This window comes from Paenibacillus sp. P4_E11, from assembly GCF_056401635.1.
Window position 1 is genome coordinate 76378 of the sequence record NZ_JBFUIX010000008.1, and the last position, 17341, is coordinate 93718.

Annotated in this window: 12 protein-coding genes; 3 read left to right on the forward strand and 9 right to left on the reverse strand. The window is 52.7% G+C overall.

Annotation, left to right across the window (positions count from 1 at the left end; all coding sequences use genetic code 11):
* Nucleotides 1-60: 60 nt before the first annotated feature.
* Nucleotides 61-945 (reverse strand): carbohydrate ABC transporter permease, encoded by an 885-nt coding sequence (locus AC1DWB_RS05605; protein ID WP_477540053.1) that lies wholly within the window; start codon nucleotides 943-945, stop codon nucleotides 61-63.
* A gap of 12 nt (nucleotides 946-957) precedes the next feature.
* The gene (locus AC1DWB_RS05610; RefSeq protein ID WP_477540085.1) at nucleotides 958-1902 is read right to left on the reverse strand and encodes an ABC transporter permease; all 945 of its coding nucleotides are present in this window, start codon (nucleotides 1900-1902) and stop codon (nucleotides 958-960) included.
* Between the two features lie 246 nt (nucleotides 1903-2148).
* On the opposite strand from AC1DWB_RS05610, the gene AC1DWB_RS05615 reads away from it, so the two are divergent.
* Complete coding sequence (locus AC1DWB_RS05615) at nucleotides 2149-4437, forward strand: helix-turn-helix domain-containing protein (protein WP_477540054.1); 2289 nt, start codon at nucleotides 2149-2151, stop codon at nucleotides 4435-4437.
* Nucleotides 4438-4605: 168 nt separating this feature from the next.
* Here AC1DWB_RS05615 and AC1DWB_RS05620 read toward each other — a convergent pair whose 3' ends face one another.
* Nucleotides 4606-5451 carry a GNAT family N-acetyltransferase gene (locus tag AC1DWB_RS05620; RefSeq protein ID WP_477540055.1) on the reverse strand — a complete coding sequence of 282 codons (846 nt, stop codon included), beginning with the start codon at nucleotides 5449-5451 and terminating at the stop codon, nucleotides 4606-4608.
* Between the two features lie 135 nt (nucleotides 5452-5586).
* On the opposite strand from AC1DWB_RS05620, the gene AC1DWB_RS05625 reads away from it, so the two are divergent.
* Complete coding sequence (locus AC1DWB_RS05625; protein ID WP_477540056.1) at nucleotides 5587-5904, forward strand: hypothetical protein; 318 nt, start codon at nucleotides 5587-5589, stop codon at nucleotides 5902-5904.
* Nucleotides 5905-5907: 3 nt separating this feature from the next.
* Here the strand turns inward: AC1DWB_RS05625 and AC1DWB_RS05630 are convergent, their stop codons facing one another.
* Both AC1DWB_RS05630 and AC1DWB_RS05635 read right to left on the reverse strand, forming a co-directional pair.
* Nucleotides 5908-6381, reverse strand: coding sequence for an NUDIX domain-containing protein (locus AC1DWB_RS05630; protein ID WP_477540057.1), 474 nt, complete (start codon nucleotides 6379-6381; stop codon nucleotides 5908-5910).
* A 169-nt stretch (nucleotides 6382-6550) separates the two neighbouring features.
* Nucleotides 6551-7300, reverse strand: a complete 750-nt coding sequence (locus AC1DWB_RS05635; RefSeq protein ID WP_477540058.1) for an HAD family hydrolase — start codon at nucleotides 7298-7300, stop codon at nucleotides 6551-6553.
* 153 nt (nucleotides 7301-7453) lie between these two features.
* On the opposite strand from AC1DWB_RS05635, the gene AC1DWB_RS05640 reads away from it, so the two are divergent.
* Nucleotides 7454-7828: a hypothetical protein gene (locus AC1DWB_RS05640; protein ID WP_477540059.1), complete on the forward strand. Its 375-nt coding sequence runs from the start codon at nucleotides 7454-7456 to the stop codon at nucleotides 7826-7828.
* Between the two features lie 54 nt (nucleotides 7829-7882).
* Here AC1DWB_RS05640 and AC1DWB_RS05645 read toward each other — a convergent pair whose 3' ends face one another.
* The 4 genes from AC1DWB_RS05645 to AC1DWB_RS05660 form a co-directional block, all read right to left on the reverse strand.
* Nucleotides 7883-8938 (reverse strand): SepM family pheromone-processing serine protease, encoded by a 1056-nt coding sequence (locus tag AC1DWB_RS05645; protein WP_477540060.1) that lies wholly within the window; start codon nucleotides 8936-8938, stop codon nucleotides 7883-7885.
* Nucleotides 8939-9121: 183 nt separating this feature from the next.
* The gene (locus AC1DWB_RS05650; RefSeq protein WP_477540086.1) at nucleotides 9122-13660 is read right to left on the reverse strand and encodes a glutamate synthase-related protein; all 4539 of its coding nucleotides are present in this window, start codon (nucleotides 13658-13660) and stop codon (nucleotides 9122-9124) included.
* 1081 nt (nucleotides 13661-14741) lie between these two features.
* Nucleotides 14742-15857 (reverse strand): Gfo/Idh/MocA family protein, encoded by a 1116-nt coding sequence (locus tag AC1DWB_RS05655; RefSeq protein WP_477540061.1) that lies wholly within the window; start codon nucleotides 15855-15857, stop codon nucleotides 14742-14744.
* A gap of 133 nt (nucleotides 15858-15990) precedes the next feature.
* A complete protein-coding gene (locus AC1DWB_RS05660) occupies nucleotides 15991-17301 on the reverse strand; it encodes a glutamate-1-semialdehyde 2,1-aminomutase (RefSeq protein ID WP_477540087.1) in 1311 nt (436 codons plus the stop codon).
* Nucleotides 17302-17341: the final 40 nt, after the last annotated feature.

Below are 17341 nucleotides of genomic sequence, written 5' to 3' on the forward strand. Positions count from 1 at the left end.
TTTTCTACCTTGTCATTATGTGCTAATAGGGTGATACCCTCAATAGCCAATATTATTAAATCAACCTTTTATGGCCCCAATCATGACACCTTTGACGAAATATTTCTGTAGGAATGGATATAGCATAAGCACTGGCAAATTGGCCACGATGACGACGGCGTATTTGATCGCTTCGCCTTCCATGACGATATTGGCCTGCGTGTCGTCGCCAATACCGAGCATCTCCTGCATTTGCCCTTGAATCAATATTTCCCTCAGGAACAGCTGCAGCGGATATTGATCGCGGTCGGTCAAGTAGATGAGGGCGCTGAAATAGGCGTTCCAATGACCGACGCTGTAGAATAAGATCATGACGGCGATAATCGGCATCGATAGCGGCAATACGATACGCATGAGGATCGTCAGGTTCGAGCAGCCGTCGATTGACGCGGCTTCCTGCATCTCGTAGGGGATGCCGCTCTGGAAGAAGGTGCGCATAATAATGATGTTGTACACGGATACTGCCCCTGGTATAATAAGCGCCCACATCGAGTTCAGCATGCCTAGACTTTTGACGAGCAGATAGGTAGGGACCATTCCGCCGCTGAAGAACATCGTGAAGACCATCATCGCCGTAATGGCGTTGCGGCCGAGGAAGTCTCGGCGCGAGAGCGGATAAGCCGCAGCGGTAGACAGGACCAGATTGATCGCAGTCCCGACGACCGTATAGAGGATCGTGTTCATATAACCAGTCAATATTTCATTGTTCTGGAATATTTTCCGATATCCGATTACCGTGAGGTTTTTGGGCCATAACCAGACTTCTCCGCGCATGACCGAATCGGGGCTGCTGAAGGACGCGATCAGGACGAATACGAGCGGATACAGCACGATCACGCATAGCAGCGCCAACACCGCATGCACGAACCAATCAAATGTTTTCTCGTTGACGCTTTGTCGAGTCATTGGGACCACCTCCTACCATAAGCTTGTGTCGTTCACTTTGCGTGCGATCCTGTTTACCAGCACCAGCAAGATGAAGTTGATGACGGAATTGAACAGTCCGACGGCTGCAGAATAGCTGTACTGCCCATCGATAATCCCTTTGCGGTATACATGCGTCGAGATGATGTCGGCGGCCTGCATATTGAGCGGGTTCTGCATCAGGAACACCTTCTCGAAGCCAACGCTGAGCAGAGAACCCATATTCAGGATGAGCAGAATCGTGATAGTAGGCGCAATACCCGGTAGATTGATATGCCATATGCGCTGCAACCGGCTTGCTCCGTCTACTCGGGCCGCTTCGTGCAACTGCGGATCGATGCCGGTCAAGGCGGCTAGATAGATGATCGAGCTCCATCCCATCTGTTGCCAGACGCCGGACAAGACGTATATGCTCTTGAACCAGGCCGGTTCGGTCAGAAATTCAATCGGTTCACCCCGGAACCAAGTTATGACTATATTCACCAACCCGGTTTGCGGGGACAGGAAGATGAACAGGATGCCGACTATGACGACGGTTGACAAGAAATGCGGAGCGTACGTAACCGTCTGCACGAACCGGCTGAATTTTTTGGATTTCACTTCATTGATCAGGAGCGCCAGAATGATGGGCACCGGGAATCCGACGATTAGTTGATATAGCCCGATCCCGAGTGTGTTTTTGAGCAGCCGCCAAAAATAATAGCTTTCGAAAAATCGTTCGAAGTGCCGGAGCCCAACCCATGGGCTGCCCCAAATCCCCTTGGTCGCGATAAAGTTTTTGAACGCAATCTGCACGCCGTACATGGGAACATACTCGAAAATAATAAAAAACAAAATGACCGGACTTATCAATAAATATAAATCCCAATTTTTGCGGATTCGACGTATGACCGCCGATCGTTTCGGTTTGAATCCGGCTTCCGTCGTTGTTACCGGCATGGAAGCGTGTTTCGACAAATCCCCACCTGCTTTCGTTTCTGTTCTTCCTGGAGCATAGCAGAGACAGACGGGGAATCAAATTTACACTTCTTACGTTCCCGTACGCTTCATTATCCCGGACAAAAAAATGATAACTTCCCAAAAAACGGCGTGTTCAACCTAAACCGAACTTCCGTTACAATGAAGGAAACTTGCAGGAGAAGGAATGACGACAACACGTACATACGTACACATGTACAAAGGAGTATGCTGCGCTTGAAATGGGCTATCTTTAACCGACAATCTTTGGTGTTCAACATATTTTTCAGTTTTCTCAGCATTATCCTGTTGTTTGCCGTCTTCAACGCCTTCTCTGTTCACTTGTTCAACAAAGGTGTACAGAAGGAGATTATTCAGTACAACCAACTGATGCTGAAGAATACGGCAGAACGGTACAAGACCCATTTCGACCGGGTCCGGACGCTGCTGTTCGATCTCTATACGGATGAGAAGGTTATTGCCTTCAATCGGCAATTGCTGGGGAAGAACGAAGCGGACATTAACTATTGGCAAGCGGGGGAAGTGCTGAAGGAGCTTCGATCGCAGGCGTACAATCCGATGTTCTACTTGAACAACCTGCTCGTCTATTACGATTCGCACTCGTTTATAGTGGAGAAGGAGGGCAGTGTCGAGGCGGATTTGTTTTTTTCGCGATTTTATGTCAACGGCCATTATCCCTTCTCCTACTGGAAGGAGCAATTTCGTCGCAACGGCAATTATATGCTGCATCCCGGCGAATCGTTTACCATATCGACTTTGAACTCATCGGTACAGACTCAGTTGATCCCGTTCTCATTTCGTATGCCGTCATCCAACTACCAGGTGATTGCATTGCTGGACGCTAGGAAGCTTCAGGAGGCATTCTACGGCACTGAAGACAACAGACCGTTCATGATTATGCAGAAGGACGGAACGCTATTGTATCGTTCCTCTGAGAAGCTCTCTGCTAGAGATGTACCAGTGTTTGGAAGCGATGGCGGGTACGGCTTATCCGGGGATTATTATTTCTTCGCCCAGCATATCGAAGGCTCGGAGCTTACTTTCATTACGGCGGTGCCTAACACGAATATCGCATCCCGAGTCCGCAATGCGAACTTGACGCTGCTTCTCATTCTGGCGGTATCGATCGTGATTGGCCTAATCGCCTCTGTCTATTACAGCCGCAAAATCAATCGGCCTGTGAAGCAGATGGTGACTTCGATACTAAGCCGGGATCCGGTCAAGCTTCAAAGCACCATCCGCGAATTCGACCTGATTCATCAGAACATCCATGATTTGATGAATGAAAAGATGACGGTCCACAAGGAACTGATGAACCAACGATCGCTCTTGACCAGCTTCGGTTACATCAACAAGCTAAAGTCTATTACATCTGATATTAATGAATGGAAAGACATCGCTGTCATGGAGGAATCGTTCCTCGTTGTGTTGTTCCAACTCCACTTCAAGCTGCAGCCTATTGCCGACAGTCAGATGAAGACGGGGAGAATGGCCTATTATATCTATGAATATATCCAGCTCGTCATCTCAGAACAGATACCATCCTCGCATACGTTCCAGATAGAGAACAACCAGATACTATCGCTCGTTCGCAGCAAGGAAATGCCGGAGCATCTCGGTGAGACGATTGCGATGCTGAAGACGATTCTGGACCGCGATAAGGCGTACATTCTGGTGACGATCGCAATCAGTCCGCTATACGAACATTCTGCCCAGTTTAATGACGCCTACCGGGAAGTGCTTGAATTGGCGCAGCAGGCAAGGCCGGTGGACGAAAGTCAGGTGATCTGGAAGAGGCGTGCCCTCCCGGCTCAGCTTGTGTTCACCGTTACCCAGGAGCAGGAGCTATATGCGAATGTGCAAGCGGGGAACCAGCATTACTGCGTAGCCTTCATGGAACGGATGTTGGATCAGATGGAGAAGAAGGATGCGAGTATCGAGCAGCACCGTCAGCTAGCCGAAGGAGTCATAGCGAGAGTGGCTAAGATATTGGAGCCATACGGGGCGGGCGTCGGCGCCGACGGTTCCCTACAGAGGCAGCATGCACTAATGCGGGAATGCTGCACGCTCGAACAGTTCAAGCAGTTTTATGGACAATTGTTTCATGCTGCGGCCGCGATTATCCAGATGAAGAAGGAGGAGAAGGATCCGACGATATTGTTCGTGATGGACTATGTAGAGAACCGATTCGCCGATGATGTATCGCTAGATCAACTCGCCGACAAGTTGAACTTGTCTGTCGCGTACTTGTCCGTCTATATCAAGGAGAAGACGGGGGCCAATTTCAGCGACCACATCAATACAGTTCGCATCCATAGGGCCAAGGAGCTGCTCGCCGATCACGACCTGAGCGTACAGGATATTAGCGCCCGAATCGGTTATCGGAACGTTACCTCGTTCATCCGGATGTTCAAGAAGATGACCGGCACTCCACCTGGTGAGTTCCGCAAGCAGCTTGCTCTTGGAGCTAACCGCGCAGTAGACAATCAGGAATAAGCTTGCAAATGGGCAAAGGCTAAAGAATGATCTCGCCTTTTGGCCTTGTGGCGCAGGGTAACTTTGAAAGTGCAACGACAAAACCCGAAGAGCAGAATGGTTGCCTTCGGGTTTTGTCGTTGCTTCTTCGAGTCAAGGCTCATAGTGCGATGGTGGGTGGTATAAGCTTTACTCAGTCGCTATATATTTGTAGCTTTTCAAATAGCTCTCCATCACTTTCGGATCAGCATGCCACCACAGCATGTCGTAGGAAGCGATCGGCTTGAATCCGATCTTGGCGGCTAACCGGTTCGAGGGAGCGTTACCAGCATCGCAGTCCCATACAGGAGTCAATCCATCCTGCCGGCATCGATCGATATAGGCGGAGCATGCTACTTGGGCCAAGCCCTGGTTGCGATACGGATTCAAGGTCATAATGTCGATCTCGGCATACTGTGCCCCGCGATAGTAGGTGTTGCAGGCCGAGGCAATCTCGCCCTCAACCGTGACGCAATACCCGAATCCGTTCGAGAGGAAGTTCTCCGGCGATCTCCACAGTAACTTGTAAGAAGCATCGATCGCGGTTTGATATTTGGTATACAGCGCTGCATCCATCTCAGTCAATCTATAGGTGGGGTCTGCTAAAGAATCCGACCTGGAAGCCAGGCTGCCCTCATCGTCCAACTCATACCGGGTGCGTGTCAGTTGGACCGCTCGGCCGTACAAACTCGTGCGGATGTAATCCAGCAGGTGAGGATCAGATACATACAAATCATAATGACCCTTATGTAGTTCGGGGTTGCCAAGAAAGGTCACGACAGATTGGGTGAACAAAGAATCTGTCTCGCTGCCAACGACCAAATACTTGCCACTATCGCTAAGAATGAGACAGCAGGCAGGGGCGGAAACTCGATCTACGTACACTTTCCCGGACTGGATCTGATCCACAACCGAATAGGCGAACACATGCGGCTGCCCCGATCGTGCGAGCAGGTGGGTTACAATCTGATAATCTTCCTTGCGAAGCTCTATCATAAAAGGAATGTCCTCCGTCTTATAGTATAAAGTGACTGGCCTTAGGTCTAGGTGCAAAGCTAAACGTTAGGCCAATGTGTTCGGGTCAAGCGAGTGATATAATCTAATTATTGGAGTACAAGAGGAGGAATACGTGTGAATACATCGCGATTAATGAAATTCATATCGGGTGGGATGGAGGCATTCCTTGGTATCCCGATATTGGGTGGGTTGTTCGTCATCTCCACTGGCTACACGCCGCTATGGGTGATGCTGGCTGTGCATATTGTAACGCTTCTCCTGAGCAGCAAGGAGAATACGGTAAGAATCGGCAGTGTACTGGGCATCATCACAGCATGCTTGGCCTGGATTCCAGTATTGGGCATGTTGCTGCACATCTTGACCGCGGTAGTATTGTTATTAAATGCCCTATTCGAAGGGTCTTCGAGCGGAAGAGGTTACCGTCGGGTCTGACCTTCAGGCTAAAGTAATTCCTTGTGTTTCGAGATAAGCATGGATAATGGGCAGGTGCGTCTCGGCAATGGGCAACTGGAGCAGTTGATCGGCTGGAATGAACCGCAGCTCATGGGACTCCTCACTAATGACCAGGGAGTCGTAGGTTTCTACCTTAACCCAATATGCTATTGTGACAATGCGCTTGATCCGTCCGTCTGGAAAAGCGACGATCCGGGAGGGATCGGAGAAAGTCCCTAACAATTGGGTGGAGGCTACAGTTAACCCTGTCTCTTCCTTCACTTCCCGCTCTAGAGCTTCGACGAGTGATTCGTCCGCATGCATGGCACCGCCGATAATCGCCCAGCGGTTGCTGTCGGAGCGCTTCTCCATAAGGAGGCAGCCAGCATACTCGATGATAGCGACTACCCCCAGGCTGGTAGGCTGATTCGGCTGAGGGGCGTCTGGGTTCCGATAATAAAATTGGGCTTGTGCCAAGGTGGAAGGCACTCCTTTAGATTAAGTATGATCGTGATATGCTCTATTGTACCATTCATTCCCTTATAGGGACARGAACGAATGTTCGTGTCGCCAAAAACACCTGACCAGCAGCAGTTGCTCGGTCAGGTGTTTTTGGTGTATGCATGCAATTAGACGTGGTAAGCCATCAATTCGTGATCCCGTACTGCAGAATAGCCGGTGGAACATCGAGCAACGATTTCAATTGCAGGAACAATCGCTTAGGCTCACTCTGAATGTCCACGATATTGTATTTCCACTCGGTTATCGCCGGGATGTGAATGGCGTTAATTCCGGTCTCGATAGCGGGAATGATGTCGGTACGGATTGAATTGCCGATCATCCAGGTCTTGTTCCGGTCGAAGCGTTGCTTGTCCAGGATCGATTCCATCATCGCGGTCGTTTTGTGAGGGGAGATGAAGATCCGGTCCCCGAAGAAGGTGTTAAGTCCCATCTGCTTTACCTTGCGCTCTTGAATGACGGTTTCCCCTCCGGTGTAGAGGTATAGATGGTGCCCTTGTTGGGTGAGCCGTTCCAGCGTTTCCGTCATGTTCGGGTAAGGCTCGATCGTCTGCACGTACACGCTCATCCCAAGATCATAGAGCCGACGCTGCTCCTCCATGGACGACTCCCGGCCAGTCATAGCGCTGAAATGGGCATAAGTATCAACGAGCGATTGTGGAAAATGGTCCGAAACGAAGCCATGCCGCAGCACGCCCTGTTCATCGATTTCGTATTGTTTATTTTTGACGTCCTCTTTCGTTAGGCGATATCCGGCGAACCAAGTCGTCATCAGATCGAAAAATTGGTCGAGGACCAGGTCGAAATATTTATTGCAATGAACCAATGTATCGTCCAGATCGAACAATAGGGTTTGCAGGGCTAATGTTTTTTTCATGAGGAAGAGCTCCTTTACGAACTGCGAGAGTTAAAATTACTATCGGCAGAATAGTCGTACATTACTACTTACATACAAGAAAAACTTTTTTGTGGGCAGTCTATAAATGACTTTACATAAAATGGACTTGTTCCACGAAAAAGGAGAATACGTATGCTAAAAAGATGGATGAAATGGACAGCTCTATTGGGATTGGTGGTCAATCTCGCAGGCTGCAACGACAACGAATACAAGATTAAACAGGAGCATAATATGGATCGACGCGGGATGCAGAACAATGGGAATGTCGATCAGAATCGGGTCAATACGAACCTCCCGCAGGGTGGATCGGAAGCGGAGAAGAGCTACCGCACTAGCCCGAACATCCGGCCAAGCGACGCGAATGGGGGGAACCCGCAGCCGATTGAAGGCCAGGGGGCCCCGGGGACGCCGACAAGTCCAGGCACTATAGCACCAGGAGCCCCTGCTGCAACGTCACAACCTACGCCACAACCTACGAGAATAGGCCCGTCCCACCCGCATCATTAGCTTAGCATAAGCTATACAACAAGCAGGAAGTACATCGACCTTCTAGCCGACCTGCTACTTGGCCGCTTTGACAGGCAGCTTCTCGATATAGCTAACGGCCTCCGACAACGTCGTGACTGGAACGAGCTTCATGGACGTTTTCAGCTTGCTGTAGGCTTCCATTGCTTCGGTTTCATTATGATCGGTCGGATTAACGTTTTTGGGAAGCAGGAAGTAGTCGGCTCCGCCTTTTGCAGCTGCAACGATTTTATGGTCGATGCCGCCGATCTGACCAATCGTCCCGTTCGCATCAATCGTCCCGGTCCCGGCAATCTTATAGCCATGTGGCAGCTCACCATTGTGATATTGGGATACGATCTCAAGCGCGAGCATGAATCCGGCAGAAGGCCCGCCGATATCGTTCAGGTTGAAGTCAATCTTCTCGTTGTGTATCGGGAACTGCACCGTGGAATAGCCGAAGCCGAAGCCCGTTCGTTTGCCAGCCGCGTCGTTCAGCTCCATCAAGGGAACTTTCAGCTGCTGCTCGGCTTTGGCACCGCGCTTGAGCGTTACGGTTACTAGATCGCCTGGGCGCTTCCCGCTCAGGATGTTCTTCAGATCGTCGGCATTCTTGATGCTGCGGCCTTCCACAGCAGTCACGATGTCGCCCTCGAACAACACATTAGCCGCAGGAGCGTCGGTTAGAAAATAGTTAATAATAACACCCTGATAATCAACCTGTACAGGTTTGTTCAACACGTGCAGAGCAGCAAGGATGGCACTCGCTTCAGAATCGTCGCGCATCCACGAAAGCAGCCGGCTGTACGATTCTGGATTACGAACGAGGCCGAGCTTCTTCTTCTTGGGAATCAACTCGGCGTGGGGGGCCAGCTTCCCATATAGCCATACGTAAGGATTGGCGCTGATCGAATATACTGTCGTAAACATCAATTCGCCTTGGTCGATGTGAGGCTGCCCTTGAACAGTCACACGTTCATCTAACGGCTCTATGGAACCAGGCATCTCGACATAATACGGAAGCGGGACGTAGTTCAGGGTGAACAACAGGAGCAGGATGATCAGGAGGAGCTTCCACCGCCGACCGAATTGCGTAATCAAGCTCTTGCCCATGGCGGGTACACCTCCGGAATTTCAGCAGTTTTGCGCAATAGCTGGATCTGACTTACTTTAGCTTCTATCTTACTGTACATTGGGCAAAAGAAAAAGACCCGGCAACCGCGATCCTCCAGTAACTGGGAGGAAGCGCCTTGCCGGGTTCTTAATTCGTTAAAGGCAGAGCTTCAAATAAGAAGCTTATTCGGTTGCAACGGATTGATCAGCTTGCATGCCAACAGGGGAGATGCGTACGAAGTTCGCATCCAGGTCGACTAACAGCTCGTCGATCTTGGCTGCAGCGTCTTGTTGGCCTGTAGCGATCAGCTCTTGCTTGTAAGAGCCCAGCAAGTCCGTCAGATCTGCACGGCTTTGTACGCCCAGCGGTTGAAGGCTGATCTTCGCACCCTTGGCGACGCGGCGCTCGATCGCTTGCTGATCGAGGCCCATCTCCGGTACGAGGCGCTGGTACACGACTCCACCGGTCATCCCGGCGCAGATCCATGGCCCCGGATCGCCCATAACGACGGCGCGTCCATTGGTCATGTACTCGAAGGCGAAGCCTTTGAGATTGGCGCGGCTCGCGATGTTGCCGAGCTCGTCTTGGATCGGCGAAGCGATCTCGCCGCCGAAGATGACGTCAGCGCCGGATAGACGGATGCAGGCACGGGAGTCAGCGCCGCCTTGGACGATGAACAGCCCGTTCTGAGCACCGTAGCAGAACGATTTCCCTACGGAGCCGTTGATGAAGCGGCCGTGTTGGCCGAGCGTCTTCATGATCGCGACTTTACCGCCGAGCGACATCTTGCCGACACCGTCTTCCGCACCGCCGTGAACGGTGATGTTCACACCGCGAGCGTTGAACGCCGCAAGGCCGTTACCCGGTACAGAGCCGTCGGTCAAATGCAGTGACACTTCAGGCAGCTTATCGTAGCTACCGTCGAACCGGTCGCGAACGCGATGGCTGGAGTAGCGTGTACCGAGAATACGTGATTCAGCCACGACTTTGGACCATTTGCGAACGACAGGACCGCTGCCGAAGGCGACGGAATCCGGATAGAACTCTTGGCCTTCCGCACCAGCCGCAACGCGGATGTCGGATGTCGTAGCAGCGGCTTCGGACATGGCATCAGTTGCTGCTTTCAGGAACGAGAGCGGTGCCGGGCGCAGCAAGTCGGATAGATCGATGCGGTCCAGCTTCGCTGTCTGCTCAAGCAGGTCGGATCGGCCTACGAGCTCTTGCAGACTGGTGAAGCCGAGGTCGGCTACGACTTGGCGAACTTCATCGCCGATGCCGCCGAACAGGCGCATCAAGCTCTCGACCGCGGGTTCGAATACGCGAGGAACGAAGCGACGAAGTCCTTTCTCATCGGCTTCCTCCATCGAATCGATCTGCGTGGCGATCCCGACATGACACGTGTCGAGGTGACAACCGCGGCATGTTGTACAGCCGATCGACTGCATCGCGAGACTGCCGAAGCCAGCGCGGTTCGCGCCCAGCATGACCATCTTCACAACGTCGGCGCCGGACTTCAATCCGCCGTCGGACCACAATTCAACCTTGTGACGCAAGCCTGCTTCGATCAATGCTACGTGAGCCAGCTTCGTTCCGATCTCTGTAGGCAAGCCTACATGTGTGATCGAGTGTATGCGTGCTGCACCTGTACCGCCGTCGAAGCCGGACAAGGTGATGACGTCAGCGCCAGCCTTGGCAACACCGACCGCGATTGTGCCGATACCTGGAACGACAGGACATTTCACGATGATCTTCGCTTTGCGTCCGCTAGCTTCTTTAAGCTCACTAATCAATTGAGACAAATCTTCGATCGAATAAATATCATGGTTGTTCGAAGGCGAGATCAGGTCAGATCCGATCGTGGCGTTACGCGCTGCTGCGATCTTCGCCGTAACCTTGGAGCCTGGCAGGTGACCGCCTTCGCCTGGTTTCGCGCCTTGACCGATCTTGATCTCTAGGAAAGCAACCGCATTGGCCAGCTCCACGTTGACGCCGAAACGTCCGGAAGCGACTTGTGCGCCGCGGGTTTTCTTGTAACGGCCGAGCATGTCTTTGATCTCGCCGCCTTCACCGTTCATCGTGACCATGTTCAGACGTTCGCCTGCTTCCGCATAAGCGCGGAACGCAGTTTCGTTCTGCGAACCGAACGACATGGAGGAGATGAGCATCGGCAAGCTGTGACCGCCGATTGAGATGTCGACCTGCGATGGATCAAGCGGCTTGCGGCCTTGCAATGCCTTCGTGTAGTTGAAATCGGCTACGTGACGAATCGAGATCGGATTGCGCTTCTCTTCTTCACGCAATTTCTCCATATATTCGCTGTAAGGTGCAGCTCCAGAAGCAGCGTCGCCGAGAGCCTTCCACATCCGTTGGAAGAAGCGGAAGTTCTTAGCTGCCTTAGCCTTCGGATTGGCGAAGTCCGCATAGCGGCTGTTCGCATCCTGTTCCAGCTCTTCGAATCCAGTTCCAGCTGCTTCGCTGCCGAGGTAGTTGACGATATCCAGTACTGCTGCTACCTCTGGCTTCAAGCCGATAGAGGAGAAGAAGCGAGTATAGCCGCGCAGTTCATGTGTACCGATGGTGGAGATGACTTTCTCCAGCCCTTTGGCCAATGTGAGCAGCACTTTGCGAGCTGCAGGTGCGCCTTCCTTGTCTGCAGCGGTTTCGAACAGCAGGTAAGGGGACACGATCTCCGCACCAAGTCCGCATGTAAGGGCAATGTCGTGCAGGCTGCGAATCGAAGCCGAGCGCAGGGCAATCGCTGCGTGACGACGCAAGTTGTCGCCGCTTCCGAGCTTCACGCCGCGTAGGGCAATGTCGACCTTGGATACCGCAAGATGCGGATCCATCCAGAGGTTGTCGTCCAGGTGCGCTTGCGCATCGTCAAGGACGACCAGAATAGCGCCGTTCTGAACGGCTTGTATAGCATCCGCTGCGAGCTGATCAAGTGCAGCTTGCAGCGATGTGCCGCGCTTGAACGTGATCGACAATGTCGCAACTGCGTTCTCGCCTTGCTTGCGGCATTCTGCGATAATCTGCTCCAGCGACATGTGGCCGATCTCTTCTTGCGAGCCGATCCCGTTCGCGCCTTCCAGCACCATAGGCGCCATCAGCTCGAAACGTACGCCACCGTCGATCTGACCATAGATGGTCGGACGGGAACCGATCACGACGCGGGTGGAGAAGTGCTCCATCTCGCGATCCCGGTCGATCGCCGGATTCGTGACGACGGCTACGCTTTCCTTGATGAAGTCTGGGATATTCTGACGTTCCAGCGTTAGGGCTGCATGCGGGCCGTCAAAGCCCAACGAGCGAATCGGCTCAGCACCTGTTTGCGCCATCGATTCAATCGCCTGGATGCCATCACGGTCCCAACCGAACGAGCTATATACGTTGTCCGTTGTTCCGATTGCAGCGGAAGGCGATGTTTGTGCATCGGTCTTCACGAATGACAAGTGCCTGCGCATACCGCCAATGTTGATCCGCTTGGATGTGCGTTCCAGCACTTTCGTCTGCAGTTCATAATAAGGAACGACACGGATCGGTTGGTTAGGCGTCAGCTCGATACCGATCTTCTCGCCTGGGGCGATAGGCTTCGGTTCTGCAACCATTTGATCTACAGTGATGATCCCTTGCTCCGAGGAGAAGTACAGGGAAGCCTCGCTTTCCACCATCCATACCGGGCGCAAGCCGAGGGCATCGACGCTGAAGACACACTCGTTGCCGTAGCGGGATACGATACCAGCCGGACCTTGAGCATAGTGGCCCCAGATTTGACGATAATACACATACAAGTCTTGCAGTTCCGGACGGAATAGCTTCATCTCGTTGTGAATCGGCGGGAATACGAGCTCCATCGCTTCGAACAAGCTCAAGCCGAATCGATGGATGAACGTCTCGATGACACGGTTCATATCCTGCGAGTCACTGCCGCCGTCTACGAGTGGCACGCCGACCATATCGGCCTCATAGCGCATTTTCTTAACGGTATTAATCTCTCCGTTGTGACCGAGCAGTGAGAACGGCTGTACCCGGAAAAAGCTGGACAGAGTATTCGTCGAGTACCGATTATGCCCGATCGTCACTTGTGCGGCGAACAGCGGGTCTTGCGTGTCCTTGAAATATTTCGGAAGAATGCTTGCGGCACCCATCACTTTATAAGCGGCTGTCACATTGCTGAGGGAAGCGACATGCACATAGTAGCGTGCTTCGATCGCGACATGCAGCTCGTACAGATGGTCGGCGGTAACGACTTCTTGCTTCTTGTTGACCGCAGCCACTTGCCAGAAGCAGGGCTCATCCAGACGGCCGTTGCGGCCTAGCACGTTGCTGTTCACTTGATTTTCCTGCTCAAGCAGGATTTCTATGTTACGGTCTGCGAACATTTGGCGAATCTCGGCTTGCACGGTAGCAACGGTTTTGTCCAAGTTACGTGGAATGAAGATGTGCGCCACCGAGAAGTGCGGATCATAAGCCAGCTCGGCCGAGTGTCCAGCATCAATCAGACGCTTACTCCAGAGCGCGCGAGGGATGTCGGTCAAGATGCCGCAGCCGTCGCCTTCGCCGTCAATGAACCCGGAGCGGTGCTCCATGAGGACGAGTGCTTGGATTGTTTTTTGGATATTGTCGCGGGACGGCTTGCCGTCTTTTTCAATGATACAAATAATGCCGCATGCGTCGTGTTCAGCCTTCAAGAGATCTTGGAAACGCCCTTCGTTGATCATGATTTCATTCATATAGTCTGGCCGGAATGGGTGGATTCCGACCTTCACCTCCCTATCGTGTATAAAACGTATACCCTTTTTTGCCAATCAAAAAACAAGCCTGTTCCATTCGCCAATTTTTGAAAAGAGGCCTAACGGCAAAAGCAAAAAAATGAAGGTCACGGAAGGATAGACTGATCGGCCGGACAACTCAAGTCCGCGGCCCGCGTGCGGGGTCTTATGCGATTGAATGTACGGTCGTTTCGGTCAATTGAGATAAGGAAATAATGTCCGCTATTCGGCGAAACTGGGGCGAGGAATCGAAAATAAAGGAAAAAATATCCGCTATTCAGCGTTAATCCGATGGAAACTCGCTGAGTTCACCAAATAAAGGAACGATTTTCCGCTAATTGCACCTTAACCGACGGTCAGAATGCGATAGAGGAACTTATTTCCGTTAAGGGTCAATTGGTCCGTGGGACTGATCCATCCAAGGTCCATTATTTGCTTGTTTGCTGCTGCCGAACGGGCGAATATTAGCCGATGCACATGGGAAAGGTTAAAGGTTAAAGGTTAAAGGTTAAAGGTTAAAGGTTAAAGGTTAAAGGTATAAGAGTATAAGGTTATAAGGTTATAAGGTTATAAGGTTATAAGGTTATAAGGTTATAAGGTTATAAGGTTATAAGGTTATAGGTTATAGGTTATAGGTTATAGGTTATAGGTTATAGGTTATAGGTTATATGAGAAATAGGTGTCGGGCGCGGTGGCACCCCCGCACAGCAGCTCGGCGTGGATCCGATCTTGCTATGCCTTCCGGCTTATGAGTGGATTAAACCAGGCTTGGCCATGGGCCGTGGAGGAAGTTCGAATCAAGTACATTAAGAATAACACGAAATTTCAATCCGTACAATACATCGTACCAATATTCGACAAGTAAACGTTTTCCTTTTAAACACAGGGCGTCTGGCTGTACAAGGAAAAAATGACAAAATAAAAACACGAACAAAGTTTGCATACAAGCATCTATTGTTCGTGTTTGGCGATATTAGGTCAAGTAGTACATCTCATTCCGACAAAGGATTGCCGAAGCTTGATATTGAAATTAGCTACAGTGCTCGACCGTTACTCGGTGCCCGGTTCTGGCTGAAGTCTCGATCGCATGCAACAGCATTTGATTGCGCAACCCGTCCTCGAAGCTTGGCGAAGGCTGAATGCTGGTAGCGATGCCTCGGATGAATTCGGAGATCAAATTAATGAACGTATGCTCATAGCCGAGGATGTGGCCTGGCGGCCAATACGCCTGGGCGTACGGATGGGCTTGCTCTGTGCAATTAATAAGGCGGAACCCTTGGCAACCGGCGTCGTCCTCATCCGAATACACATGCAGATTATTCATGTTCTCCAAATCCCAACGCAACGATCCTTTGGAACCGTTGATCTCGATCCGGTTGCCATTCCGGTTGCCCTTGGCAAAGCGGGACACTTCGAACACGCCGACAGCGCCATTGTCAAACCGGGCCAAGCAGGATGCTGTATCGTCCACATCGGCTTGCGGTCGGAAGGATTCCATTAGAGCGGATACATCGCGGATTTCACCGACCAGGAACCGGGCCAGGTCAATCGAATGCGCCATCAGATCGCCGAGTGCCCCGGAACCGCTAATCGACTTGTCGACGCGCCAGGACGGGGGCGTGCTCGCGTTCGACAACCAGTCCTGCAGGTACACAGCGCGGAAGTGATGAATGGGACCGATCGCTCCTTGCTGAATAAGCTGCTTGGCGAACTGAATAGCCGGTGCAAAGCGATAGTTGAAGCAGACCATATGGATCACGTTCGCTGCTTGAACGGCTTTGAGCATGTTTTGAGCCTGATCCAGGGTCACCGCGAGCGGCTTCTCGCACAAAATGTGTTTGCCTGCTTGGGCTGCAGCTAGTGCGATTTCATAATGGGAACCATTCGGCGTACAGATGTCGATGGCATCAATATCGTCACGTTCGATTAAGCGGCGCCAGTCCGTCTCGCTATCGTTCCAGCCCATTCCCGCTGCTGCTGCGGCCACAAGCTGTGGATCTCTACCGGATAGGGCTTGAAGCACCGGAACTGCTCCCGTCTCGAAGAAGAAGGGGACACTGCGATAGGCATGGCTGTGCACTTTACCCATGAACTTGTACCCAATCAGCCCGATTCGGATTGTCTTTCCATCCATATTCACGCTCATGGAAACATCCTAACCCTTCTGCCGCCGAAGCGACATTTCATATTCTCTTACCCATTCTATCGAAAGGCCTTGAAAGAGAACATAGCATTTCTTTGCCCATATTTATCACTTTATTAGGTTCGGGTCGCCGAACTTACATCTGGGCAAAAGCGCGGTCGGCCGCCGCAATCGTCGCGGCCACATCATCTTCCGTATGCGCCGTCGTGAGGAACCAAGCCTCATATTTCGATGGTGCCAGGCAGATGCCTTGCTCGAGCATGAGGCGGAAGAACGCCGCGAATTGCTCGCCGTCCGTGTCCTGCGCCTCGTCATAATTCGTGACGGGGTGGTCGCAGAAGTGCGTCGAGAAGGCGCCGCCGATCCGGTTGATCGTCAGCGCGATGCCATGGCGCGAGGCGGCGTCCGCGATGCCACCCGCGAGCGTCGTCGCCAGCGCCTCCAGCTGCGCGTACGTGCCGGGGGCGGCCAGCGCCTCGAGGCAGGCGATGCCGGCGCGGATCGAGGCCGGGTTGCCCGCCATCGTACCGGCCTGATAGGCCGGACCAAGAGGGGCAACCTGCGCCATGATGTCGCGCCGTCCGCCGTAGGCGCCGATCGGCAGGCCGCCGCCGATGATCTTGCCGAGCGCGGTCAGGTCGGGCTCGACCGCGCCGTAGTCGGCGAAGCCGGCGCCCGCGTATGTCTGCGCCGCGCCATAATGGAAGCGGAACGCGGTGATCACCTCGTCATAGATGACGAGGGAGCCGTTCGCGCGCGTCAGGCGGCACAGCGCCTCCAGGTAGCCGGGCTTCGGCATCACCATGCCGAAATTGCCGACGATCGGCTCGATCATCACGGCCGCGATGTCTGTGCCCCAGTGCGTCAGTGCCGCTTCCAACGCCGAGATGTCGTTGTACGGCACGGTGATTACCTCGTGGGCGATGCTCGGAGGAACGCCCGCGCTGTCCGGAATGCCCAGCGTGGAAGGGCCCGAGCCGGCTGCGACGAGAACGAGGTCGGAATGGCCGTGGTAGCAGCCGGCGAACTTCACGATCTTACTGCGCCCAGTATAGGCGCGCGCCACGCGGATCGTCGTCATGACGGCCTCTGTACCGGAGTTGACGAACCGCACCTTGTCGAGCGAAGGAATCGCTTCCTTCAGCATGCGCGCGAAGCGTACTTCCAGCTCCGTTGGGGTTCCGTATAAGGTGCCGTTTCGTGCGGCTTCTACGATGGCTTCCGTGACGTGCGGATGCGCATGACCGAGAATGATCGGTCCATAGGCAGCCAAGTAATCGATATAGCGGTTGCCGTCTACATCCCAGAAGTAGGCGCCTTCGCCGCGCGCCATGAATACAGGCGCGCCACCGCCTACAGCCTTGAAGGAACGGGAGGGGCTGTTCACGCCTCCTACGATATGGTCTAACGCTTCTTTATATAGGGATTCCGATTGTGAGCGATTGATGGACACAAGATGTTCCTCCTTCAACAGAAAAAATTGCCGT